At 61.8% G+C, this 23,461-nt stretch carries 24 protein-coding genes and 1 tRNA gene; 13 read left to right on the top strand and 12 right to left on the bottom strand.

Annotated elements, in window-relative coordinates; translation table 11 throughout:
- Window positions 1–63: 63 nt before the first annotated feature.
- The 4 genes from ACQY4V_RS08240 to ACQY4V_RS08225 form a co-directional block, all read right to left on the bottom strand.
- Complete coding sequence (locus ACQY4V_RS08240; protein ID WP_428516449.1) at window positions 64–1,248, bottom strand: vWA domain-containing protein; 1,185 nt, start codon at window positions 1,246–1,248, stop codon at window positions 64–66.
- A 7-nt stretch (window positions 1,249–1,255) separates the two neighbouring features.
- Window positions 1,256–1,423, bottom strand: a complete 168-nt coding sequence (locus ACQY4V_RS08235) for a hypothetical protein (RefSeq protein WP_172978086.1) — start codon at window positions 1,421–1,423, stop codon at window positions 1,256–1,258.
- Between the two features lie 16 nt (window positions 1,424–1,439).
- Entirely contained in the window at window positions 1,440–2,795 is a 1,356-nt protein-coding gene (locus ACQY4V_RS08230) for a DUF2927 domain-containing protein (protein WP_428516447.1), read from the bottom strand.
- A gap of 347 nt (window positions 2,796–3,142) precedes the next feature.
- Entirely contained in the window at window positions 3,143–3,982 is an 840-nt protein-coding gene (locus ACQY4V_RS08225; protein ID WP_428516445.1) for an AAA family ATPase, read from the bottom strand.
- Between the two features lie 203 nt (window positions 3,983–4,185).
- Here ACQY4V_RS08225 and dksA point away from each other — a divergent pair, with 203 nt between their 5' ends.
- Both dksA and ACQY4V_RS08215 read left to right on the top strand, forming a co-directional pair.
- Entirely contained in the window at window positions 4,186–4,608 is a 423-nt protein-coding gene (gene dksA, locus ACQY4V_RS08220; RefSeq protein ID WP_152494486.1) for an RNA polymerase-binding protein DksA, read from the top strand.
- 71 nt (window positions 4,609–4,679) lie between these two features.
- A complete protein-coding gene (locus ACQY4V_RS08215; protein WP_428516443.1) occupies window positions 4,680–5,864 on the top strand; it encodes an FAD-dependent monooxygenase in 1,185 nt (394 codons plus the stop codon).
- 98 nt (window positions 5,865–5,962) lie between these two features.
- Here ACQY4V_RS08215 and xth read toward each other — a convergent pair whose 3' ends face one another.
- On the bottom strand, window positions 5,963–6,745 hold the full coding sequence (xth, locus tag ACQY4V_RS08210) for an exodeoxyribonuclease III (protein ID WP_428516441.1): 783 nt from the start codon (window positions 6,743–6,745) through the stop codon (window positions 5,963–5,965).
- 322 nt (window positions 6,746–7,067) lie between these two features.
- Here xth and ACQY4V_RS08205 point away from each other — a divergent pair, with 322 nt between their 5' ends.
- From ACQY4V_RS08205 to ACQY4V_RS08195, 3 genes are read left to right on the top strand one after another with little or no spacing between them, the layout of a single operon-like run.
- Window positions 7,068–7,415, top strand: a complete 348-nt coding sequence (locus tag ACQY4V_RS08205) for a hypothetical protein (RefSeq protein WP_428516439.1) — start codon at window positions 7,068–7,070, stop codon at window positions 7,413–7,415.
- 41 nt (window positions 7,416–7,456) lie between these two features.
- Window positions 7,457–8,530 carry a DUF6902 family protein gene (locus ACQY4V_RS08200; protein WP_428516437.1) on the top strand — a complete coding sequence of 358 codons (1,074 nt, stop codon included), beginning with the start codon at window positions 7,457–7,459 and terminating at the stop codon, window positions 8,528–8,530.
- Window positions 8,527–9,429: a DMT family transporter gene (locus ACQY4V_RS08195; RefSeq protein ID WP_428516435.1), complete on the top strand. Its 903-nt coding sequence runs from the start codon at window positions 8,527–8,529 to the stop codon at window positions 9,427–9,429. Before ACQY4V_RS08200 ends, ACQY4V_RS08195 begins: the two co-directional genes overlap by 4 nt.
- Before the next feature lies 1 nt (window position 9,430).
- Here the strand turns inward: ACQY4V_RS08195 and ACQY4V_RS08190 are convergent, their stop codons facing one another.
- Window positions 9,431–9,757, bottom strand: a complete 327-nt coding sequence (locus ACQY4V_RS08190) for a HesB/IscA family protein (protein ID WP_152492544.1) — start codon at window positions 9,755–9,757, stop codon at window positions 9,431–9,433.
- A gap of 77 nt (window positions 9,758–9,834) precedes the next feature.
- Between ACQY4V_RS08190 and ACQY4V_RS08185 the strand changes: the two genes are divergently transcribed.
- The 8 genes from ACQY4V_RS08185 to ACQY4V_RS08150 all read left to right on the top strand — a co-directional run bounded on the left by ACQY4V_RS08185 (window position 9,835) and on the right by ACQY4V_RS08150 (window position 18,503).
- On the top strand, window positions 9,835–11,004 hold the full coding sequence (locus ACQY4V_RS08185; RefSeq protein WP_428516433.1) for a deoxyguanosinetriphosphate triphosphohydrolase: 1,170 nt from the start codon (window positions 9,835–9,837) through the stop codon (window positions 11,002–11,004).
- 3 nt (window positions 11,005–11,007) lie between these two features.
- Entirely contained in the window at window positions 11,008–12,840 is a 1,833-nt protein-coding gene (locus ACQY4V_RS08180; RefSeq protein WP_428516431.1) for a cation:proton antiporter, read from the top strand.
- 63 nt (window positions 12,841–12,903) lie between these two features.
- Complete coding sequence (argS, locus tag ACQY4V_RS08175) at window positions 12,904–14,649, top strand: arginine--tRNA ligase (RefSeq protein ID WP_428516429.1); 1,746 nt, start codon at window positions 12,904–12,906, stop codon at window positions 14,647–14,649.
- 150 nt (window positions 14,650–14,799) lie between these two features.
- Window positions 14,800–15,735: an SPOR domain-containing protein gene (locus ACQY4V_RS08170; protein ID WP_428516427.1), complete on the top strand. Its 936-nt coding sequence runs from the start codon at window positions 14,800–14,802 to the stop codon at window positions 15,733–15,735.
- A complete protein-coding gene (gene nagZ, locus ACQY4V_RS08165) occupies window positions 15,711–16,739 on the top strand; it encodes a beta-N-acetylhexosaminidase (RefSeq protein ID WP_428516425.1) in 1,029 nt (342 codons plus the stop codon). Before ACQY4V_RS08170 ends, nagZ begins: the two co-directional genes overlap by 25 nt.
- Window positions 16,732–17,520 (top strand): segregation and condensation protein A, encoded by a 789-nt coding sequence (locus ACQY4V_RS08160; RefSeq protein ID WP_152495478.1) that lies wholly within the window; start codon window positions 16,732–16,734, stop codon window positions 17,518–17,520. The genes nagZ and ACQY4V_RS08160 overlap by 8 nt, the downstream gene beginning before the upstream one ends.
- 3 nt (window positions 17,521–17,523) lie before the next feature.
- Entirely contained in the window at window positions 17,524–18,195 is a 672-nt protein-coding gene (gene scpB, locus ACQY4V_RS08155; RefSeq protein WP_428516423.1) for an SMC-Scp complex subunit ScpB, read from the top strand.
- An 83-nt stretch (window positions 18,196–18,278) separates the two neighbouring features.
- Window positions 18,279–18,503: a hypothetical protein gene (locus tag ACQY4V_RS08150; RefSeq protein WP_428516421.1), complete on the top strand. Its 225-nt coding sequence runs from the start codon at window positions 18,279–18,281 to the stop codon at window positions 18,501–18,503.
- A 110-nt stretch (window positions 18,504–18,613) separates the two neighbouring features.
- Here ACQY4V_RS08150 and ACQY4V_RS08145 read toward each other — a convergent pair whose 3' ends face one another.
- The 6 genes from ACQY4V_RS08145 to plsX form a co-directional block, all read right to left on the bottom strand.
- Window positions 18,614–19,690 (bottom strand): 2'-deoxycytidine 5'-triphosphate deaminase, encoded by a 1,077-nt coding sequence (locus ACQY4V_RS08145; RefSeq protein ID WP_428516419.1) that lies wholly within the window; start codon window positions 19,688–19,690, stop codon window positions 18,614–18,616.
- Between the two features lie 82 nt (window positions 19,691–19,772).
- Window positions 19,773–19,849 (bottom strand) — tRNA-Pro (locus ACQY4V_RS08140).
- A gap of 62 nt (window positions 19,850–19,911) precedes the next feature.
- Entirely contained in the window at window positions 19,912–20,952 is a 1,041-nt protein-coding gene (locus ACQY4V_RS08135) for a MerR family transcriptional regulator (RefSeq protein WP_428516418.1), read from the bottom strand.
- Between the two features lie 10 nt (window positions 20,953–20,962).
- Window positions 20,963–21,265 (bottom strand): integration host factor subunit alpha, encoded by a 303-nt coding sequence (ihfA, locus tag ACQY4V_RS08130; protein WP_152492535.1) that lies wholly within the window; start codon window positions 21,263–21,265, stop codon window positions 20,963–20,965.
- 112 nt (window positions 21,266–21,377) lie between these two features.
- Window positions 21,378–22,352, bottom strand: coding sequence for a beta-ketoacyl-ACP synthase III (locus tag ACQY4V_RS08125; protein WP_428516415.1), 975 nt, complete (start codon window positions 22,350–22,352; stop codon window positions 21,378–21,380).
- Window positions 22,349–23,455 (bottom strand): phosphate acyltransferase PlsX, encoded by a 1,107-nt coding sequence (gene plsX / locus ACQY4V_RS08120; RefSeq protein WP_152492533.1) that lies wholly within the window; start codon window positions 23,453–23,455, stop codon window positions 22,349–22,351. Before plsX ends, ACQY4V_RS08125 begins: the two co-directional genes overlap by 4 nt.
- Window positions 23,456–23,461: the final 6 nt, after the last annotated feature.

Genomic DNA, 23,461 nt, shown 5'->3' with positions numbered 1-23,461 from the left:
TTGCTTTGGTTGGCAGAAATACTCCGGATGAGACGCGGAAGAACCCGCGTGTCGACCTTGTAGTCAGCGGCCCAGTTCCTTCATGCCGTTTTCGATGCCGGCCAGTGTCATCGGCACCATGCGGCCTTCGAAGATTTCGCGGATCATGCCGATAGAGTGCGTGTAGTCCCAGTATTTCTCGGGCACCGGGTTTATCCAAAGATGTTCGGGCCATTGGGCACGGGCCCGGTTCAACCAGACCTGACCCGCTTCCGCGTTCCAGTGCTCGTTGGCGCCGCCGGGATACGCGATCTCGTAGGGTGACATCGAGGCATCGCCGACGAAAATGCACTTATAGTCCGGGCCATAGGTTCGCAGCACTTCGTCGGTCGGTGTCTGCGCGTCCCAGCGGCGGCGATTGTCGCGCCATACGCCCTCGTAGAGGCAGTTGTGAAAATAATAGTATTCCAGATGCTTGAACTCGGCGCGCGCGGCGGAAAAAAGCTCTTCCACCAGCTTGATATGCGGGTCCATGGAGCCGCCAACATCGAGAAACAAAAGAACCTTGACCGCATTGCGCCGCTCGGGCCGCGTCTTGACGTCGAGATAGCCATGCTCGGCGGTGGCGCGGATTGTCCCGTCAAGGTCCAACTCCTCTTCGGCCCCGTCCCGCGCCCAGCGTCGCAGGCGCTTGAGCGCGACCTTGATGTTGCGCGTGCCCAGTTCGATCGTGTCATCGAGGTTGCGGAACTCACGTTTGTCCCAGACCTTGACCGCCCGCTGGTGCCGGCTTTCCTTTTGCCCGATCCGAACACCTTCGGGGTTGTAGCCATAGGCGCCGAAGGGCGATGTGCCTGCCGTGCCGATCCACTTGTTCCCGCCCTGGTGGCGGCCCTGCTGCTCTTTCAGGCGCTCTTTGAGCGTCTCCATCAGCTTGTCGAACCCGCCTAGCGCCTCGATCTCGGCGCGTTCTTCTTCGCTCAGATGCTTTTCCGCCAGCTTCTCCAGCCACTCCTGGGGGATTTCGACCGCGTTCAGAACGTCGCTCGCGCTGATCGCTTCAAGCCCCTTGAAACTGGCGGCGAAAGCCTGATCGAAGCGGTCGATCAGGCGCTCGTCCTTTACCATCGCGGACCGTGCGAGGTAGTAAAACCCCTCGATGTCGTAGGTCACGAGTCCCGCGTTCATCGCTTCCAGGAACGTCAGGTATTCGCGCAGCGACACAGGCAGGCCCGACTTCCGCAGATTTTCGAAGAAGGGCAGGAACATCGTTACCTCAAATGGACATGCGGTGGATGACCAGTGTCGCGAAAAGTCCAAGCAAGGTAAAGATCAGGCCATAGATCGTGGCATAGAGCAGGATGTCCGCCACGCGCCCCTTGCGCCGCCACGCGGTGAATGCACCCAGGCTGATGCCCAGGATGGCCCCGAAAACTACGATCATGTTTTTTCCCGTCAGATCACTTCAAAGGGCTGAGCGACGAGATTTCGCGCAGTTTGGCCCGTACCGCCCAGTCCGCACCGAAGCCGTATCGCGCCCAGCCGATACTGTCCAGCCGTACGGACTGCGCCTCTGCGACGCGGCCTTCGAGGTCAAGCGCCTCGGCCCGCAGCAGCATGAGCGTCGACAAAAGCGCTGCATTCTCGTGACGTTCGGCAATGGCCAGGTGAGGAGACAGTATGGCGAGGGCCAAAGTGCCATTGCCTTCGCCGATCGCGAACGCGGCGAGTTGGGAGGCGGAGTAGGCGCGATGCAACTCCGTACCCGGTGTCTGGCTGTAGAACCTTTCCGCAAGTCGGAAATGCTCGAACGCGGTGTCGGGCTGGCTGGCCTGGGTCAGGCGCCCCATGGCGAAATGAGAGAAAGCCCGGCGATGGTCGTGCCATCCCATGGCGTCGGCGATGCGCAACGCCTCGCCCGCGGCCACGACGCGCTGCGAATGTCCGGCCCCAGGGCCGAGCGCGGTTTGAACCGCTTTGACCCAGGCGCGGGGAGTCGAGGATACCTGGCTCGGCGGAATGCTGTCGCCCCGTGGATTGAGCCGCGACAGGATCGAGGGCAGGCGTGCCGCAACCTGACCGCGGGTCATCCCCGAGTGCAACTCGGGCGCATAATAGGTCCGCAAGATCAGCATGTCGAAGCCGGTCAGGACGGTATGCACATTGTCGTCGTTGAACACGCTGTCAGGCAGGCGATAGAGATCGTTCAGAGGCCCGAGCGCCTGCGCCACTTCCTCATGCAGACAGTCGCGCACTTCCTGAGGAGACGCATCGTTGGGAAGAAAAATCGCGATCTTCTCGCGCTTGATCAGCTTGCTCCAGTTTGTCAGGCGTTTGTTTCTTGCCGCGCGGTACTCGGACAGGCGGCTGATGTTCGGGACCACAAAGCAGGCCGCTTTGGGCAGATGCCGGCGAATCTGCGCGCGGGGAACGGCTTCGATGGTGATATTGGCGGTATCCGACCGCACCCGCGCGATGTCGATCTGCGCCTCTGTCCGCAGTCGATGGACCAGCCGGTTGAGGTCCGGGATCAGTGTCGACGGCGGTTTGCCCGTAACGCGAATGGAAATCGGCCCCTCGAAACGCGAGAAGTTCTGCAATTTGCGACCGGATTCCAGCTGAAAGGACAGTTCGAGAAAGTCGCGCCCGATATCCGCGTTCGAACGTGTGGGTGCAACTGGCCTGGGCGCAGAGAATGACTTGAGTGCTGGCAGGGACGCCGCCGATTGCGTGGCGGCACGTGACGGCATTTCGCTGGACGGACTGGGGACGCAGGCGCCCAGCATGAGGAACAGTGGAAGAATGACGCGGCGCATGTGGTCCCCGATGCCTGTAAATTCCCAAGTGGCAGAGAACCCGTCGCGGAAAGCCTGCCGTCCTTCGATGTCTTCCCAAGGGCTGATGCGTGTCGTTTCCCGCACGCGAATGTGCCCTGCTGCTGAACAAACCTACCGGACGGTACTGGAAATCGCCTCCTACTTCGTCTCGGGTGAGGAGCAAAAAAGGTAAAACTGTGGCCGAATCGCCAGTAAGCGGCGCCTCAGTTGAAAGATCGCCGCCAGTTTTTCAAGCAAGGTGCCGTGAGAATGATCTGCGCGTTTCACGTACACCAACGGTAGACGTATCTGACGGCAACGCCCGCCGCGGCTTTCGCGAGGCGGCCCTACCTTTGGCGTCGCGCCATGAAGGCCAGGCGCTCGAAAAGATGCACATCCTGTTCGTTCTTCAACAGCGCACCGTGCAGCTTGGGCAGGGCGTCGGCGCCATCGCGTTTCAGGTCCTCGGCGCTCAGGTCTTCGGCCAGGATCAGTTTGAGCCAGTCGAGCACTTCCGATGTCGATGGCTTCTTCTTCAGCCCGGACTGTTCGCGAACGTCATAGAACTGGGTCAGCGCCTCGGTCAGGAGCTTCTCTTTGATGCCCGGATAATGCACTTCGACGATCTGCTTCATGGTCGCGACGTCGGGAAAACGGATATAGTGAAAGAAGCAGCGTCGCAGAAATGCATCCGGCAGCTCCTTTTCGTTGTTCGACGTGATGATGACGATCGGGCGCTGTGCCGCGCGGACAGTTTCGCCAGTCTCGTAGACGTGGAATTCCATCCGGTCGAGTTCCTGCAGCAGGTCGTTGGGAAACTCGATATCGGCCTTGTCGATTTCATCGATCAACAGAACGAGCTTTTGGTCGGCCTCGAACGCCTGCCATAGCTTACCCTTGCGGATGTAGTTGCGCACGTCGTGCACGCGTTCTTCGCCCAGTTGGCTGTCGCGTAGGCGTGACACCGCGTCGTATTCGTAAAGACCCTGCTGCGCCTTGGTCGTGGACTTGATGTTCCACTCCAGCATCGGCAACCCAAGCCCCTTTGCGACCTGCCGGGCCAGCTCGGTCTTGCCCGTGCCCGGCTCTCCCTTGACCAGAAGGGGCCGCTCCAGCGTCACGGCGGCGTTAACGGCGACGGTCAGGTCGTCGGTGGCGATGTAGGCATCGGTGCCTTCGAATTTCATGGGCTTCCCTTTTCTTGAGGATGTCGGCGTAACGCATGGTCTGCACGGAATTTTCGCTGCACCCTAGTGTCTTGGAGAATTCACATCAATGGCGGGCAATTGTGTAGTGACAATCCGGCAAGGCGCGTGTAATTGCACGCCACAAGGTGGATTTCTTTGGGGGAAGTTGGGTGACCGACGCCGACCTGAAAGAGGGAATGGACATGAAACAGGACGTTGTTCTGTCGGAGGACTATACTCCGGCCGAAGACGAGCCGTTCATGAATGAACGGCAAGTCGAGTATTTTCGTCGCAAGCTGCTGAACTGGAAGAGCGAACTTCTGGAGGACAGCCGCGACACCATCGAAGGGCTTCAGGACGGCACCCGCGCCATTCCCGACGTGGCGGACCGCGCCAGCGAGGAAACCGATCGCGCGCTGGAACTTCGGACGCGAGATCGTCAGCGCAAGCTTGTGGCGAAGATCGATGCGGCGCTACGCCGGATCGACGAAGGTGAGTACGGGTATTGCGAAGTAACCGGCGAACCCATCAGCCTCAAGCGTCTCGACGCCCGCCCGATCGCGACGATGAGCCTCGAAGCGCAGGAACGCCACGAGCGGCGCGAAAAGGTCCACCGCGACGACTGAAGCGCTGGAATTTTCCTGAAGACCGAGCGCCGGAGCCAAGCTTCGGCGCTTTGCGCTTTTAAGGGGCGGCCATGAACATCACGACTTTGAAATCCGTCGTTATCGGCGGCGGAATCGCAGGCCTCGCGGTGGCACTTGTGTTGCGCCGCGCCGGCGCCGAGGTCCGTGTGCTGGAGCAGGCGCCGGAAATCGGCGAAGTCGGAGCCGGCCTTCAGATCAGCCCGAACGGCTTTGTCGTTCTGGAAAAACTTGGGCTTGGCAATGCCCTGCGCGCCAAATCGGTACGCGGCCAGGCGGTGCGCCTTCGGGACTACAAGGGGCATGACGTGGTTCGGCTCGACCTCGCCCGGTTGCCGTGCGGAGATTACCATTTCGTTCATCGCGCGGATCTGGTGGATATCCTCGAGCGCGCCGCGCGCAATGCAGGGGTCGAGATCGCGCTCGGCCAACAGGTCGCATCGCTGCACACGGGGCAGGGGGCGTCCGCGACCCTGGGCGACGGTGCAGTGGTCGAAGCTGATCTTCTTGTCGGCGCGGATGGACTGCAATCGCGCGCGCGCCAAGCCCTGAATGGAACGGTTGCACCGTTCTTCACACGGCAGGTGGCGTGGCGTGCCCTTGTGGCCGAAACCGGCGCAGAGCCCGAAGCGCAGGTCTTCATGGGACCGCATCGTCACCTCGTGACCTACCCCCTGCGCGGCGGACGGTTAAGGAATATCGTGGCGGTTCAGGAACGCGCGAACTGGCACGAGGAAAGCTGGCACACTGAGGATACGCCCGAAAACCTGCGGGCTGCCTTCGAAGATTTCTGCCCCGACGCCTTTGCTCTGCTCGAACGGGTCGAGCGTGTGCATCGCTGGGGGCTGTTCCGACACCCCGTTGCCGGCAAATGGTTTGACGGTGGCGTTGTCCTGCTGGGCGACGCGGCGCACCCGACGCTCCCGTTCATGGCGCAAGGGGCCAACATGGCGCTTGAGGATGCGTTTGCGCTTGGTCGCTGCCTGCAGGAAGGCGAGGACTTGAACCGCGCTCTTGCGGCGTATCAGCAGATGCGGGCAGGCCGTGTCCGCCGTGTCGTCGAGACGGCCAGCGGCAACGCGTGGAAGTATCATCTCAGCTTTCCGCCGCTACGGCTTGCTGCACATACCGCACTCCGGCTTGGAGGAGCGCTTCTGCCGGGGCGCGTGGTCGGTCAATTCGACTGGATATACGGCTACGATGTGACCACGGAAGAAATCCAAAGCGTTTCGCGATAAACCTGGATCACAGCTTTCCCGCGAAACGCGGCACAACAGCCAACCGTTGCACGCGTGTTTCGCCTTTCGCTGATGGCTCAGGTAAAAGGCGAAATACTTTAGACGTCCAGTTCCACCCAGATCGGGACGTGATCGGAAGGTTTTTCACGTCCGCGGATGTCCTTGTCTATTGCCGTGTCGGTCAGCCTGTCGGCGGCTTGAGGGCTCAGCAGGAAATGGTCGATGCGTATCCCGTCATCCCGGTTCCACGCGCCTGCTTGGTAGTCCCAGAACGTGTAATGTCCGGGACCCTGCACGCGAGCACGGAACGCTTCCGTGAACCCCATGGCCACAAGCTCGCGAAAGGCCGCGCGGCTCTGCGGCAGCGCCAGGGCATCTTCACGCCAGGCCTCGGGACGTTTGGCATCTTCATCCTGAGGAATGACGTTGTAGTCACCGGCCATCAAGAATGGTTCCTCGGTCGCCAGCAATTCGGCCGCGCGGGCTTTCTGACGCGCCATCCAGGCCAGCTTGTAGTCGTATTTCGGGCCCGGCGCGGGGTTTCCGTTGGGCAGGTACAATCCGCAAACGCGCAGCGATGTCGCCTCGCCCATCACGGTCGCTTCGATCCATCGGGCCTGCTCATCTTCATCCTCCCCGGGCAGGCCTCGCTGGACGTCCTCCAGCGGACGTTTCGACAAGATCGCGACGCCGTTGAAGCCTTTCTGACCGTGGGTTTCGACGTTGTATCCACGCTCTTCGAAAGGTGCGTGGGGAAAACCTTCATCGACCGTCTTGATCTCCTGCAGCACCGCCACATCCGGCTGAGCTTCGTCTAGCCAGTTGGTCAAGGCGTCGAGCCGCGCCTTGATGCCGTTGATGTTGAAACTGGCAATCTTCATTCAGGCCTCCTGATCTGGCTTGATCTATCGCGCAGCGGCGCGCGGGAGGCAAGCGGGCTTGGTCATTTCGTTAGCGTAATTTCCGGGTGGTGATTCGGCCCGGTTTGGCAACAGAAAGCAAGATATCCACAGCTTTATGGCCCTGTGGAAAACAATTTTTTACGGGCGCTGCAAAGCAGCGCCCGTAAATACGGGCAAGGCTGTCCTAAAAAAGTTAACGGACAGCCTCGCCTGTGGATAACTCGCATTCCGAGAAAACTTGTTTGAATGTCCCGTTTTGCGTGTAACCGTTTTAGGTGTTGACCAAACAAGGAGACCACCGATGGTTGCACTGCCCAAAGCTCAAACCGCCTTTGAAGCAACGCCCACAGAGACCAGCCTGCACGACGGCGGCGCGGTCGAGGCGTTCACGTCTTCGCTCCACGCCTCCGGTGACATGCTGGACGGATCTCAGACCGAAATGTTCACTTCCAGCCTGGCCCCCGTTGCCGAGACCAGCCGCATGACGGGCGATGCCGTAGAGGTATTTACGTCCAGTCTTGCGCCGCGTGCGACGTCCGACGCAGGTGCCGGCGACTCGGTCGAACTCTTTACCTCCAGCCTTGGCCCGGTACGCGCCGCGCGCGCCGATGACGGCGAGGTTGTCGGCGCCTTCACGTCGAGCCTGTAAGCTCAGGGCGGAACGGAACTAGAAACAAGGATATCAGACCCATGGGATCCGTCGTACATCTCGATATTCCGTTCCGCCAAACCACGCGGCAGGCGCGACAAAGCGCACTGATCCAATGCTTCGCCCGTGAGCGCCGGCCCGAGACCGATGTCTTCTGGCTCAAGGAGAACGCCGAAGTCCTGAACATCATGGTCAGCACCGGCACGACCTTGCCGCGCGAGGCGCTGAGCCCGTTCGATGCCGTCTACGACTCGCTGGACCGGCGCCTGGGCTTTTTCCCGCAATACTACCGATTTCTGCTGTCGCTTGGCCTCGACCTCGAAGACCTGGGCTTTGCCGGGACAAAGGCATCCCGGGCTGCCGAATGGGTGGCGTCCGAAGGATTGGTCGGCGCGGAACTTTCGGATCTTCAGCGCGCCGAAGCCCGGCGGTTGTGCTTGCGCCGTGGCGTCGACCCGGTGTCGGGGGATGCCGGGCTTGACGACCGCCTGCGGGCTTTCGGAACCCGCAGGGCGACCTTCGCGCTGCCGAACAAGAAAGCGGCGTACGAACTTACGCATATCGTGTTCTACCTTTCAGAGTATGGCCAACGCGACCCTGACTTGCTCGAAGCCTTCGTCGACAGCCTGACATTCGCCGGCACCATCGCTTTTCTGGAAATGAACCTGGACCTGCTCGCCGAGGTTTGCATCGCGCTGCGGTTCGCGGGGCAGGTCCCTCCCCAGACCTGGGAGCGTTGGCTTGCCGCTCAGGCCAGGAATTTCGTGCTCGAGGCCGACGCGACGGGCTGGATGTCGGACGACTATCACCCGTACCTGATGGTCCAATGGTTCCTGTCGACCGCAGGCTTGGGCGGCTTTGGCACCGCCTTGCCGGAAGGTGCCGTGCGCTTCACGGCGCCAAAGCCGCACGCGGCCCCGCTGAGAGAACTGTCGGAATGCATCTATCGCCTGGAGGGGGTGCGCAATGGCGACTGGTCCGCGATGCGCAACCTTGTCGACCCGCATCTGTCGCTGGAGGCGCGCGAGGTTGTCGAGGCCGCCGAGAGTGCCATCGACTTCGATGCATTCTTCCACAATTTCTCGCGCGCGTCTGCGCAGGAGCTTTCGGCGTGACGAAGCGCGCAACCGAAGTTGTGGCCCTCGGGGTCGTGCTGACTGTCGCCTATACCCTGCTGATCACCGGCGCCGACGCCATAACCAAGCTATTTTCGGCCAACTATGCAGCCCCGCAGATGTTCGCCTTTTCCGGTGGACTGGTGGCACTGTTCTGCCTGCTTGCAGGGCGGAAGTCGGCAGGTACCACCGTTCTGAAAACGCGCTGCCCCCGGGCGATGGCCCTGCGGGCGGTTGCGACGGTCATCGGCACCTGTGCCTTTTTCTATGCCTTCAAGCTCTTGCCCTTTGCCGAAGTCTTCCTGTTCATCGCCATTATCCCGATCCTCGCCGCCCTGCTGTCGCGTCTCGTGCTGCAAGAGCGGCCGGGCGGGCAAGTCTGGGGGGCGCTGCTGTTGGGGCTGGTAGGCATGACAACGTTATTCCCAAGCGGCTTTCACAGCTTCGGGACAGGTCATCTGGTTGCGTTACTCGCGGTGACGATGGGGGCGATCTCAATGGTCTCGTCGCGATACATCGGACAGCGTGATCCGGCCGGATTGTTGTCACAGGTCTTCTATCCAAACGCAGCCTTGATGGCAGTCATGGCCTGTGTCTTGCCCTTCGTGTTCGTGCCGATGGGATGGGGCGACGTGATGTGGATCGTCTGCTATGCCTCGCTTCTCTTCGCTGCGAGGTGGGTGCTGGTGGCCGCGCTCAGAATACTGCCGGCTTATGTCGTCACGCCACTGATGAACCTGCAGTTCCTCTGGATGGTGGCACTCGGCACGGTAGCTTTCGGAGAGCGGACCGGAGCCGGCGTGTTCTTTGGCGCGTCACTGCTCATCGTCGCGGGGGCCTGGCTGGTGTGGGATCAGGTGCGAACGCCGCCGCCGAAAGCGGCCGTGCCCGCAGAGTAGGTCACATCGAGAACGACGTACCGCAGCCGCAGGCGCTCGTGACGTTCGGATTGTCGATCGTGAAGCGCGCACCGATCAGCTCTTCCGTGAAATCAATCGTCGCGCCTGCAAGGAAAGGCAGCGAGACGCTGTCCACGACCACCTTCTGTCCCTCTGCACCTTCCAGCACCAGGTCATCGCCCGTGGGCGCGTCCAGCTTGATGTCGTATTGAAAACCGGAGCAACCGCCGCCTTCGACGGCGACGCGCAAGGCCTGACCCTGCTCACCGGCACCGATTTCAGCAAGGCGTTCATAGGCGCGTTGCGTCACTTTGGGGGGCATCTGCATCTGGCGATCCTCGAGGTTTCTTTGCAGTTCATCATCGAATATACGAACGCTGGGACAGGACGACAAGGAAACAGGCGATGCATACCCCTTATGCCTCGGACCCGGCGCGCGCTCGGGCGCGGCTCTACCCAGAAGAAGAAAGCGCGTTTCGCTCATGTTATCAAAGGGATCGGGATCGCATAATCCATTCCAGCGCCTTCCGCCGCCTCAAGCATAAAACTCAGGTCTTCGTCGAACATGAGGGCGATTATTTCCGCACGCGGTTGACACACTCGATCGAGGTTGCGCAGGTCGCGCGCACGATTGCGGGCGCGCTCGGGCTCAACGTGGAGCTGACCGAAGCGGTGGCCTTGGCTCATGACCTGGGGCACACGCCATTTGGCCATACCGGCGAAGACGCGCTCGACAGGCTCATGTCGGACTATGGCGGCTTCGATCACAACGCGCAGGCCATCCGTATCGTCACGTCGCTGGAACGCCATTACGCCGAGTTCGATGGACTCAATCTCACCTGGGACACGCTCGAGGGCATCGCCAAGCATAATGGTCCGGTGACGGGTGCTCTGCCGTATGCGCTTGCGGACTACAACGCAAAGCACGACCTCGAACTGCACACCTATGCGAGCGCCGAGGCACAGGTGGCTGCACTGGCCGATGACGTCGCATACAACAATCATGACCTGCACGACGGCCTCCGGGCTAAACTCTTCACCGAACAGGAAATCGCCGAACTGCCGGTTGTGGGTGCGTGTTACCGCGAGGTCGACACGAAATATCCCGGTCTTGATCCGTATCGTCGTCGCCACGAGGCGCTGCGGCGCGTCTTCGGCGTGATGGTGACAGACGTGATCGAGACCTCCCACGCCATCCTTCAACAGGCCACGCCACCAGATCCTCAGGCTGTTCGTGACCTCGGGCGACCGGTCATCCGGTTTTCCGACCGGATGTGGGCGGACTTGCAGGTGATAAGGTCGTTCCTTTTCAAGCGGATGTACCGCGCTCCTAAAGTGGTGGAAATGCGCAGCCGCGTTACAAAAGTGGTCGAGGACCTCTTTGCGTTCTACATGTCGCATCCCGAGTTTCTTCCGAAGCGCTGGCGCCAGGACGTGACTGATGCCCCGGATCAGACGGCACTGGCGCGGCTGGTCAGCGATTACATTGCGGGAATGACGGACCGTTTCGCGCTCGAGGCTCATGCGCGGTTGTTGGGCGGAGACGCCGGTATGACTGAAAGAAAAGGAATATAGCGCATGGCGACAGGTGGCACGGAGGGCGCGCTCGATCCTGTCATGGCGGTGGCGATGGTCGGGGCGCTCGGCGTTGGAGCGCAATGGATCGCCTGGCGCTTGCGGATGCCCGCAATTGTCCTAATGCTGGCTGCGGGACTGCTGGCCGGTCCTGTGTTCGGCGTTTTCGACCCGTCGCGCGATATCGGCACACTCATGGGCCCCATGATTTCCATCGCGGTGGCGATCATCCTGTTCGAAGGCGGCCTGACGCTTGATTTCCACTCGCTGCGCGGGGCAGAGCAGGGGGTCAAACGGCTTGTATTCCTCGGCGCTCCGGTAGGCTGGATCGGCAGTGCCCTGGCGCTGCATTACGTCGGGGGGCTCAGCTGGGAAAGTTCCGCCGTCTTCGGTGGCATAATGATCGTGACGGGACCGACAGTGATCGCGCCACTATTGCGTCAGGCGCGACTGAACCGCCGCCCGGCGCAACTGCTGCAGTGGGAAGCCATCGTGAACGACCCGATCGGCGCACTGGCGGCTGTACTGGCCTTCGAGGTGATCGTCGTGTCCGCAAGCGCAGGCAGTTTCGGCCTTGCCGCATGGCAGATCCTGCGCGGCATCGTGGTGGCGGGCGTTCTCGGATGGGCTGGCGGCTGGGTCTTGAGCGAGGCGTTTCGGCGCGGCAAGGTGCCGGAATACATGAAGGTGCCGGCGCTCTTCAGCATCCTGTTGGGAATTTTCGCGCTGACCGACTACATCCTTCACGAAAGCGGGCTGCTGGCGGTGACGGTGATGGGCGTGGTGATCGCGAACGCAAACCTTCCAAGCTATACCGAGCTGCGCCGTTTCAAGGAACATGCGACGATACTGCTGGTCTCGGGGGTGTTCGTTCTGCTCGCCGCCAACATGGATATCGAAACCCTGCGCCTCATCAACTGGAATGCAGTCGCGATGGTGGCGGTGGTCATCCTCCTGGTACGTCCGGTGACGGTCTTGTTTTCTCTGGCCTTCACCAACATCCCTTTCCGGGAACGTCTTCTGGTGGGGCTGACCGGACCGCGCGGGGTGGTTCTCGTGGCTGTTGCGGGTCTTTTCGGCGAGCGCCTGGTGGCGGAAGGCGTCGAGGATGCGGCGTTCCTCACACCCTTCGCGTTTGCGCTGGTGGCTGCAACGGTGGTTCTGCACGGGTTCACGCTCGCTCCGCTGGCGCGATGGCTGGGCCTTGCCGGAAAGGGCCAGCCCGGCGTTCTTTTGTCCGGCGGCTCACAGTTCGCCACCTCCTTCGCGAAGACACTGCAAGAGCTCGAGGTGCCCATACTGATCACCGATACCAACCGAGCGCGCCTGAGAAGTGCGCGCGAGGCCGGATTGCCGGTCTTTTTCGGCGACGTATTGTCCGAAGCTGCCGAGCATAGTGCCGAGATCATGAAATACGGCGTCGTGCTCGCGCTCAGTGACAACGATGCTTACAACACGCTCGTTGCCACCGACCTGGCACCCGAATTCGGTCGAGAGAACGTCTATCAGCTGGGCCGTGCCAAGCAGGACAGCAAGCGGCACGAACTTCCCGCATCGCTGGGCGGCCGGATCGTTGCACAAGGTCGCGGCTATACCGAACTTGCAGGCAAGATGGTCCAGGGTTGGGAGGTGCGGGCGACCAACCTGACCGAGGATTACACCTTCGAAGACTGGCAGTCGCAGAATGACGAAGGAATTCCACTCGCGACCCACGGCCAAACCGCCGGGCTGCGCATTCTTTCGGAAACTTCCAAGGTCGAGAGCGAGGGCGAGTTCAAACTCATCTGGCTTGGCCCGGCGCGAGAGGAAAGGGCCGCCGCGTCGGCGTCGGCATAGACCCACGCGGATTGACGTGGCCGGTTCTGGTGATAAACCGGCGCGGAAACGAAGGATTATCCGATGAACCTGTTTACCGAGATCCGCGCCAGCGTCCTTGCCGCCCTAGATACGATGCAGGGCAGGGGCGAATTGCCGGACGACCTGGACATGGCGAATGTGACCGTCGAGCCGCCCCGGGATGCCGCGCATGGCGACATGGCGACCAACGCGGCCATGGTGCTTGCCAAGCCGTCAGGTCAGAAACCGCGCGATATCGCCGAGAAACTCGCGACTTTGCTGGCGGCTGACGACCGTATCGAATCCGCCGAGGTCGCGGGGCCGGGATTTTTGAACCTGCGTCTGGCCAACACGCTCTGGCAGGACGTTGTGCGCGCCGGAATTCTAGGTGGAGAGGCCTACGGGCGCTCGGAACTGGGCAAGGGCAAGCGCGTCAACGTCGAGTACGTGTCGGCCAATCCCACAGGCCCCCTGCATGTTGGCCACACGCGTGGCGCCGTCTTTGGCGATGCCCTGGCCAGCCTGCTCGATTATGTCGGCTACGAGGTCACCCGCGAATACTACATCAATGACGGTGGCGCCCAGGTGGATGTCCTCGCCCGCTCCGTTTACCTGCGCTATCTCGAAGCGCACGGGCAGGAGATCGCCTTCGAGGACGGCACTTATCCGGGCGACTACCTCGTGCCTGTGGGCGAGGCGCTGAAGGAAAAGGTCGGCGACGATTACGTGGGCCAGCCCGAGGACGTGTGGTTGTCCGACGTGCGCGATTTCGCCACCGACGCCATGATGGCGCTGATCCGCGAGGACCTGGACGCACTCGGCGTGCACATGGATGTGTTCTACAGCGAAAAATCCCTCTACGGCACCGGCCGGATCGAGCAGGCGCTCGATGCTTTGCACTCCAAGGGCTTGATCTATGAAGGCGTGTTGGAGCCACCCAAGGGCAAGAAGCCCGAAGATTGGGAACCGCGAGAGCAGACGCTGTTCAAGTCCACCGCGCATGGCGATGACGTGGATCGCCCGGTCAAGAAGTCCGACGGGGACTGGACCTATTTCGCCCCGGACATTGCCTATCACTACGATAAGGTCGAGCGCGGGTTCGATTCGCTGATCGACGTGTTCGGCGCCGACCATGGCGGATACGTCAAGCGGATGAAAGCCGCGGTGAGCGCGCTGACGGACGGGCGGGTGCCGCTCGACATCAAGCTGACCCAGCTGGTCAAGCTCTACAAGGACGGCCAGCCATTCAAGATGTCAAAGCGGGCAGGGACCTTCGTGACCCTGCGCGATGTGGTCGATCAGGTCGGCGCGGATGTGACCCGCTTCGTGATGCTGACCCGCAAGAACGACGCCCCGCTCGACTTCGACTTCGACAAGGTGCTTGAGCAATCCAAGGAAAACCCGGTTTTCTATGTCCAGTACGCCTATGCCAGGATCTCATCGGTGATGCGCAAGGCGCGCGAGGCCGGTATCGACGTCGACGACGCGACGCTCGCCGCGGCGGATCTTTCGGTGCTGCGCGACACGGCGCAGCTGGCCGTGGCCAAGAAGCTGGCCGAGTGGCCACGCCTTGTTGAAATCGCCGGACGCACGAACGAGCCGCACCGTGTGGCCTTTTATCTGTACGATCTTGCCAGCGACCTGCACAGCCTTTGGAACCGCGGCAACGATGTGCCAGAGCTGCGTTTCCTCGAAGAGGCCGATACAGCCGGGTCTCAGGCGAAAATCGCCCTGGCACGAGCCGTAACCGTTGTTATTTCCGCCGGTCTTGGTATCTTGGGCGTAACCCCGGTCGAAGAAATGCGGTAAATAAACCGCGTCCGCGCCGGGGATCAGGCAGTAATCCAAGCCGGCGGCCAAGTATCGCCGGAGGTAGCGAGGCGAGCAATGGCACAGATGCAGGGTACCCCCGGCGATATGGGGGGCAATCGGCGGATATCATTCCAGAAACTCACCAACATGGCAGGGGCTGCTATCTCTTTGGCTCTCGTCGTCGGTATCGGGGTCTGGGGCTACAAGATTCTTGTGCGCGACGTCAGCGGCGTGCCTGTCGTTCGAGCCGCCGAAGGCCCGATGCGCATTCAGCCCAAGGACCCGGGCGGTGCGACCGCCGAGCATCAGGGCCTCGCGGTGAACGGCGTGGCCGCGGACGGCTCTGCGGCCAAACCGGCCGATCGTCTCGTGCTGGCGCCCGAACCGCTGACGCTTAGCCTCGAAGACACGCCGCAATCGGATTTGAGGGTCGCCGCTGCCGCCGATGAGCCTGCTGACGCCGCCGATGAGCCTGCTGACGCCGCCGAAGAGGTGACACCCCGGGCAGAGGCCCAGGATGCAGTCGAGTCCGACGAAGACGCGGCGACGCTGGCGGCTCTGAACACGCTGGCCGATGAATTGTCCAAAGGTGTGGAGCCGATGACGCCCTTGGCGTCGACCGAAAGCTCCGACATCGAGGCCGACGCGTCAGCCGAACAGGAAGCCGAGCCTGAACCCGAGCGCACCGCTGCTCTGTCCTCCGAGGGCCTTGGCCGCTCTCTTCGTCCCAAGGCACGCCCGGCCCAACTGGCAAGTGTCGAGGATGCCGTTGCTGCAAGTGTCGCAGCCCAGGCGGCAGCCGCACCGGAAGTGGATCCGGACAGCATTCCGGTCGGCACCCGCATGGCGCAGTTGGGGGCGTTCGAAAGTGCCGCGGTTGCGGAACAGGAATGGGCCAAGCTCTCCAAGCAGTTTTCGGAATACCTGGACGCCAAGCAGCGCGTGATTCAGAAAGCGCAAAGCGGAGGGCGGACTTTCTACCGCCTGCGGGCAATGGGCTTCACCGATCTCAGCGACGCACGGCGCTTTTGCTCGGCCTTGGTCGCGGAGAAGGCCGATTGCATCCCGGTGGTGACGCGTTGACTTCGCTCAGCGCCACGATCCTGGGCGTGGCCGGTACGGAACTGACAGCGGACGAGGCGGCGCTTTTCAAAGAGGCGCGGCCCTTTGGTTTCATTCTTTTTGCGCGCAATATCGAGACCCCGGACCAGGTGCGCGCTCTGTGCGATAGCTTGCGCAAGGCGGCCGGCCATGAGGCCCCCATCCTGATTGACCAGGAAGGGGGACGCGTTCAGCGCCTGCGCGGTCCGGTCTGGCGCGAGTGGTTGCCACCGTTGGAACAGGTCCAGCTTGCCGGTTCCCGTGCCGAGGAAGCGATGTACGCCCGCTACCGGATCATCGCGCATGAACTGCTGGAATTGGGGGTGGACGCCAACTGTGCACCTCTTGTCGACATCGCGACACGGCAAACGCACCCATTCCTGAAAAACAGATGCTATGGACATGATGCCGATACGGTGGCGAAGGTTGGCCGTGCGGTGGCGAATGGTCTTCTGGACGGTGGCGTATTGCCGATCGTCAAGCACATCCCCGGTCACGGCCGAGCCCAGGTTGACAGCCATCTGGACCTGCCTGTCGTCGAGACGGATTTCGAAACGCTATCCGATACCGACTTTCGCCCGTTCGCAGCATTGAATGACCTGCCCATGGGAATGACCGCACATCTTGTCTACACGGCCTGCGACACGCGTCCCGCCACGACCTCGCCTGAAATGATGCGTGTCATTCGCGACCGCATCGGCTTTGATGGGTTGATCATGACGGACGATATCTCGATGAAGGCGCTCAAGGGTGACTTGCCCGAACTTTCCCGGCAGTCGCTCGCGGCCGGCTGCGACGTGGTCCTTCATTGCAACGGTGAATTTGACGAGATGACAGCTGTCGTGGGGGCCTCCGGGTCGCTCGAAGGCGACGCACGCCGTCGGGCCGATACGGCGCTTGCCGCTCGAAAAGACCCGGCCGATGTTGACATTCCCGCGCTTGAGGCAAAGCTGACCGAACTGCTACACGGCCGGGGCAATGTCTGAAGACGCGTTCGAGGAAACAGATAGGATCGAGAGCGTAAGCGACCGCATGGCGGCCGAAGCGCTGATCGTGGACGTCGACGGCTACGAGGGGCCGCTCGACCTGCTGCTTACGCTCAGCCGCACGCAGAAGGTTGACCTGCGCAAGATATCCGTTCTGCAACTGGCCGAGCAATATCTGGCATTTGTCGAACGTGCCAAAGCGCTGCGCCTGGAATTGGCCGCGGACTATCTGGTGATGGCGGCCTGGCTCGCGTTCCTGAAATCTCGGCTTCTTCTTCCACCCGATCCCGCCGAAGAAGGTCCGTCCGGCGAAGAGCTGGCCGCGCACCTGGCGTTCCAGCTGGAACGCCTGCAGGCGATGCGCGAGGCGTCAGCCAGGCTGATGGGGCGCGACCAGTTGGGCCGCGACTTCTTTGCCCGGGGACTGCCCGAGGACGTGACCCGCATTCGCCGCGTGCAATACACCGCCACGCTTCTCGACCTCATGCAAGGCTACGCGCGGATCCGCACCCGGGACGAGTTCCGGCCCTATGCGTTCGACCGCGAAGCGCTCTTCACGCTGGAACAGGCGCTTGACCGAATGCGGGGGCTGATCGGGTTCGCAGGCACATGGACCGACATCGCGTCCTACCTGCCGGAGGGTTTTACCTCCGATCCAGGACGCCGACGCTCTGCCACTGCGTCGACCTTTGCCGCGGCCCTGGAGCTGACGAAGGAAGGCAAGGTAGAATTGCGCCAGTCCGAGGTTTTCGCGCCGCTGGAATTGCGGCGAAAGGGATAGCGCATGTCTGACGAGATCGAGAACGAAGCGCAGCAGAATGAAAGCCTGTTCGAGGCGCCGCCCATGGCGGAGCAGGAACGCATGTGCGAAGCGATCCTGTTTGCCACCGCCGAGCCGATTTCCGCAAAAGAGATCGAAGCCCGGATGCCCCACGGCTGCGATGCCGCAGAAGCCTTGGTGCACCTGCGCAAGCGCTACGAAGGGCGCGGCGTGCATCTGGTGAAGGTGGGCGATGCCTGGGCCATGCGTACCGCAGCCGACCTTGGCTTCCTGATGCAAAAGGAAACGGTCGAGACCCGGAAGCTTAGCCGCGCCGCGATCGAGACACTGGCCATCATCGCCTATCACCAACCCGTCACACGCGCCGAGATCGAAGAAATCCGTGGTGTCAGCGTCAGTCGCGGCACGGTCGACCAGCTGTTGGAAATGGAGTGGATCCGTTTCGGGCGTCGCAAGATGACACCGGGCCGGCCCGTGACCTTCGTCGTGACCCCGCATTTCCTCGATCACTTCGGCCTGGAAAACGCGCGCGATCTGCCCGGGCTGAAGGAACTGCGCGCCGCGGGCCTTCTGGAAAACCGGCCGCCGCCCGGCGAGATGCCGCAGATGGGGGAAGGCGACGAGGACCTGTCGGAAGAGACCGAAGAAGGTCAAAGCGAACTCTTCGAGGACTGACCCGGCTAAATTTCCGGATTTGCCCTGAAAACTTCATTATCGCGTGTTATATCTCAATCAAGCAGGCACTTGAGGAGCGCGCAATGAACGCCAACCGCATCATCAACATGGTCATTCGGATGGTCATGAACCGCCTGATCCGCGGCGGGGTCAATGCCGGGATCAACAAGTTTTCGCAGCGGAATGCCAAGAACGCTTCCTCCAAAGGGCAGGGCACGTCGAACGGCCAGCAGAAACAGCAGACGGCAGAGACGCAGAAGCGCATGAGACAGTCCATGCGCGTGGCCCGCAAGATCGGCCGTTTCTAAATCGTTTCGCCTTTTACCTGAGCCATCAGCGAAAGGCGAAACGCGTGCAAAGATTGGCTGTTGTGCCGCGTTTCGCGAGTAAGCTGTGAGTCAGGTTTATCGCGAAACGTTTAGGCAGCGCGGAAGTGCTTTGACAGCTTGAGGCCCTGTCCCTGGTAGTTCGAGGCTATTCCCGCCCCATAAAGTTGCTCGGGCACTTCATCCATCTGCTCGTAGACCAGCCGACCCACGATCTGCCCGTGCTCCAGCACGAATGGGGCCTCATGACAGCGCACTTCCAGAACGCCGCGTGAGCCGGCACCTCCCGCCGCGTCATGTCCGAATCCGGGATCGAAAAAACCGGCGTAATGCACCCGGAATTCACCCACCATGGCAAGGTAGGGCGCCATCTCGGCGGCATAGGACGGCGGGATGTGCACCGCTTCACGGCTGACGAGTATGTAGAACGCGCCGGGATCCAGGATGATCCGCCCCGTACTGCTGTGGACTTCTTCCCAATAATCGGCGGGCGCGTAGCCGGCGATATTGTCAAGGTCGATGACCCCGGTGTGGGGCTTGGCACGGTACCCGACCAGGGTGCCTTTCGCCGGCTTCAGATCCACCGAAAAACCCAGCCCGTCGCTGATCACCGGCGGACCGTCGACCAAAGGGCTTTGGGCATGAAGGGCGCTTAGGGCCGCATCGTTCAGCACTGCCTGTCCCGCCCTGAACCGGATCTGGTTCAAGCGCATCCCCGGACGGACAAGCACCGAGAACGAGCGCGGGCAAATCTCGGCATATAGCGGGCCGGAATAGCCGGCCGCGACCCGGTCGAATTCCTCGCCGCCATCGGTGATGGTCCGGGTCAGCAGGTCAAGTCGTCCGGTCGACGACTTTGCATTCGCCACGGCGTGAATATCCGAGGGCAAATTCAGGCTTTCCATCAGGGGCACGACATAGACACAGCCCTTTTCGAGGACCGCGCCATCGGTCAGGTCGATCCGGTGCATTTCGAATTCCTGCAACCTGTCTGCGACCTTGGCGCCGGCGCCGGCCAGGAACGAGGCGCGCACGCGGTACGCGACGGAACCAAGGCGCAAGTCCAGCGAGGCGGGCTGTATCTGATCCGAAAGGACCGCGGGCTGCGCCGCGAGGCGTCCGTCCTGGATCATCTTTTCGAGTTGCTGGCTGGCCAGAACGCCGGTCATTCCTGCCTCCCTGCTTGCCGCACCACGATACGTTCCGTACCGACGCAAAGCGCGGAAAAAGGACCAGTGGTGCGCGAAGAATTGGTCGGGCTAGCAGGACTCGAACCTGCGACCTTCCGTCCCCCAGACGGACGCGCTACCAGGCTGCGCCATAGCCCGACGTCTGGCCGTTCATACTGGTTTTGGCGACAAGGACAAGGGGGAAATTCCAGATTCACGCGCTACTCTCTGGCAGCGGTGCCCGTCGTGGCCCGCAGTCGCGGAATCAAGCCTTCAAGCCCGGCGATCGTGTCGGGTGAAAGAGGGCGCTCGATCCTCGAGAGCAAGGTCAGAACGCCCGCGTCTGCGGCAACCTCGTCGTCCGGATCGTCGGGCACATCCACGGCAAGCGAAGGCTTCGGCGCCTCAGGTGTATCGTCCGCCTCTTGCGGATCCTGCGCTTGATCCTCGTCGCTCTGTGACGCCCCAATAGGTGCCTCATCGCGTTGCAGAAAACTCGGCAATTGGGCGCCACCATCCGACACATCTTGCGTCTCGTCGGTCGGATCGGGCTCAACTTCGGGCAAAGGCGCGGCCTCCGGCTTGTGCCGGCTGAACGTCAAAGCTGCGCTCTCGGTTTCTTCTTCCCGCTTCGGAGTGGACGGGGGGGCACTATCATTCGTCATCTCCGGGCGGGGCGGCAAATCGGACGCGACCGGAGGCGGCTCGGGAGCCGCACTCGGCGTTCGTGGTTCGGGATCGGGCGTTGCCCCGGATGATGGCGGCTCCGGCGTCGTCCCGGCGTCATCCGGTCCCACTTCCGCCGCAGAAGACACGTCAGAAGGCGCCGGAGCTTCGGCTTGGGGTGTCTGCGGGGGAATGGGCGTCCTCAACCCGGCATTCGATGGCTGCGGTTCGGATGCGGCACCGGCACCGGGATGTTGCGCCTCTGACGCTGCGGCAGGGGCCTCCTCAACGTGATCTATGATCACGTCATCCGCAGCGTCGCCCAAGGGTTGAGAAAATTTCGATACGTGCCCGACACCCTGTTCGCGCAGCATCTTCTGCACGCCCTTGATCGTCATGCCGTCATCGTGGAGCAGTTTCTTGATCCCGCCCAGCAGTTTCATGTCGGCGGGGCGATAGTACCGCCGTCCACCGGCGCGCTTCACCGGCTTTACCTGACTGAACTTGCTTTCCCAGAAACGCAGCACATGCGCCGGAGTCTCCAGCCAGTCGGCAACTTCGCTGATTGTCCGAAAGGCATCGGCGGATTTGGCCATGGCGTCTACCTCAGCCTTTGTTGCCCGCCGCGACCCGGTCCTTCATGAGGTGCGATGGGCGAAAGGTCAGAACCCGCCTGGGATTGATGGGAACCTCTTCACCGGTCTTCGGATTCCGCCCGACGCGGGCCGACTTGTCGCGCACCGAAAACGTGCCGAAAGAAGAGATCTTGACCTGTTCACCGCGCACCAGTGCGTCCGACATATGCTCCAGAACACTTTCGACCAACTGGGCAGAGTCGTTGCGCGACAGGCCCACTTCGCGGAACACCGCCTCGCTCAGGTCCATCCTTGTCAGCGTGTTGTTTGTCATCACATCCCCTCTACCTTTTGCAAAGGACTTTAGGGGCGAAGAATTTTCCGAGTCAATGTCAATGACTTGGCAGGCACAGTTTAAGCGGAAAAATCGCGCTTTGTTCCGGCACTTACCAGCGCAGAACCACGGCGCCCCAGGCCAGACCGCCGCCGATCGCTTCGGAAACGATCAGATCTCCGCGCTTGATCTTGCCTTCTGACACGCCGACCGACAAGGCCAGCGGAATGGACGCGGCCGAGGTGTTGCCGTGGTCTTGAACGGTGACAACCACCCGATCCATGGGAATGGCAAGTTTCTTGGCGGTGCCTTGAATGATGCGGATATTGGCCTGGTGCGGCACGATCCAGTCAACGTCGTCATCCGTCAGTTGGGCCTTGCCCAAGGCCGCCTCGGCGGTTGTGGTCAGTTTTTCAACCGCCTGCCGGAACAACAGGTTGCCCTGCATCTTCAGCTTGCCCGAAGTGCCGGTCGAAGATACGCCGCCATCGACATAGAGCATATCCAGGTAGCGACCGTCCGAATTGAGGTCGGTCGAGAGAATTCCGCGATCTGACGGAGCGCCTTCGGCCTCGGCCGCGCTCAGAACCACGGCGCCGGCACCATCGCCGAACAGCACGCAGGTCGACCGGTCGGTCCAGTCCATGATCCTGCTGAAGGTCTCGGCCCCGATCACCAGCAGGCGCTTTGCCTGGCCCGAGACGATCAGCGCATTGGCGTTGGCAAGCGCATAGACGAAACCCGCGCAAACGGCCTGCACATCAAAGCCGAAGCCGCGCGTCATCCCCAGTTCTTTCTGGATCATCGTGGCAACGGACGGGAAGGTAAGGTCCGGTGTCGATGTGGCGACAAGGATGCCGTCGATATCTTCCGGGCCCACGCCCGCGTTTTCCATTGCAGCGATAGCCGCGCGCGTGCCCAAGTCAGAGGTCGTCTGATCCTCGGCGGCGAAATGGCGCCGCTCGATCCCCGAGCGGGTTCTGATCCATTCGTCCGTTGTATCGAGAAAGGTCTCAAAATGTGAATTCGGCACCACTCGTTCAGGAAGGTAGTGACCGACACCGTCTACAACGGCGCGAATCGTCATGCCTGTTCACCGCTACTGTCGGGTTCGTTTTCGCCATCCTGTTCAAGCATGCTCGCAGATGCAACCCGTGCGGCCAGTTTTTCGGTAAAGCCGGTATCGGCCAACTCGAAGGCCAGTTTGACAGCAGCGGAAATGCCCGTCGCGTCCGCCGAGCCGTGTGATTTCACCACCGTACCGTTGAGGCCCAGGAAGACACCGCCGTTGGCGCGGCTGGGATCGATCCGCTTGCCCATCCGGCGCAGCGATGTCAGCGCCAGGATAGATGCAAGACGCGACAGCGGCGTATGCGCAAAGGCTTCCTTGAGCAACTCTCGAATAAGCTTCGCCGTGCCTTCCCCGGTCTTGAGCGCCACGTTGCCGGTAAATCCATCCGTGACGATCACGTCGCAGACCGTGCCGGGTAGGTCGCGTCCCTCGACAAACCCTACGAACTCGAAATCGCCGTTTCGTGCATTGCCCTCGATCAGGTCATAGGCCTCGCGCAGCTCGGAGCGGCCCTTGTGCTCTTCCGTGCCGACATTCAGCAGGCCCACACGGGGGCGGTCCAGCCCGAAACCGTTCCGCGCATAGGACGTTCCCATGAGCGCGTATTGCATGAGGTCCTTGGCGTCGGCGCGAATATCGGCGCCACCGTCCAGCATGATGTTGTGTCGCTGCGGGTTCTGTGAAGGCCACAACACAGCGATTGCGGGGCGGTAGATGCCGGGCAACTTGCGCAGCCGTATGACCGACATCAGCATCAGAGCGCCGGTGTTGCCGCAAGAGACGCAGACATTCGCCTCGCCGTTGCGCACGGATTCGAGGGCCGACCACATCGAGGTGCCCTTGCCTTGGCGCAACGCCTGGCTCGGCTTGTCTTCCATCTCAACCACGTCGCCGGCGTTCCGAATCTCGCATCGACCGGCCAAGTGCTTGCGCTTGGCAACGAGCGGCTTCAACACATCTTCGGGGCCATGAAGGATGAACCCGATCCGGTTGTTCTTCTTCGCAGACGTGGAAATCCCGGCAACGACGGTTGCCGGGCCCAAATCGCCCCCCATGGCGTCTACAGAGATGAGGATGCGCCCGTCGGTCTTGCCGGTCTTGTCGGCCGATGCCGTCATTGGACG

The organism is Roseovarius sp. (assembly GCF_965277045.1).
In the GTDB taxonomy this organism is placed as follows: Bacteria; Pseudomonadota; Alphaproteobacteria; order Rhodobacterales; family Rhodobacteraceae; genus Roseovarius.
This window is presented reverse-complemented; position numbering and strand designations above follow the sequence as displayed.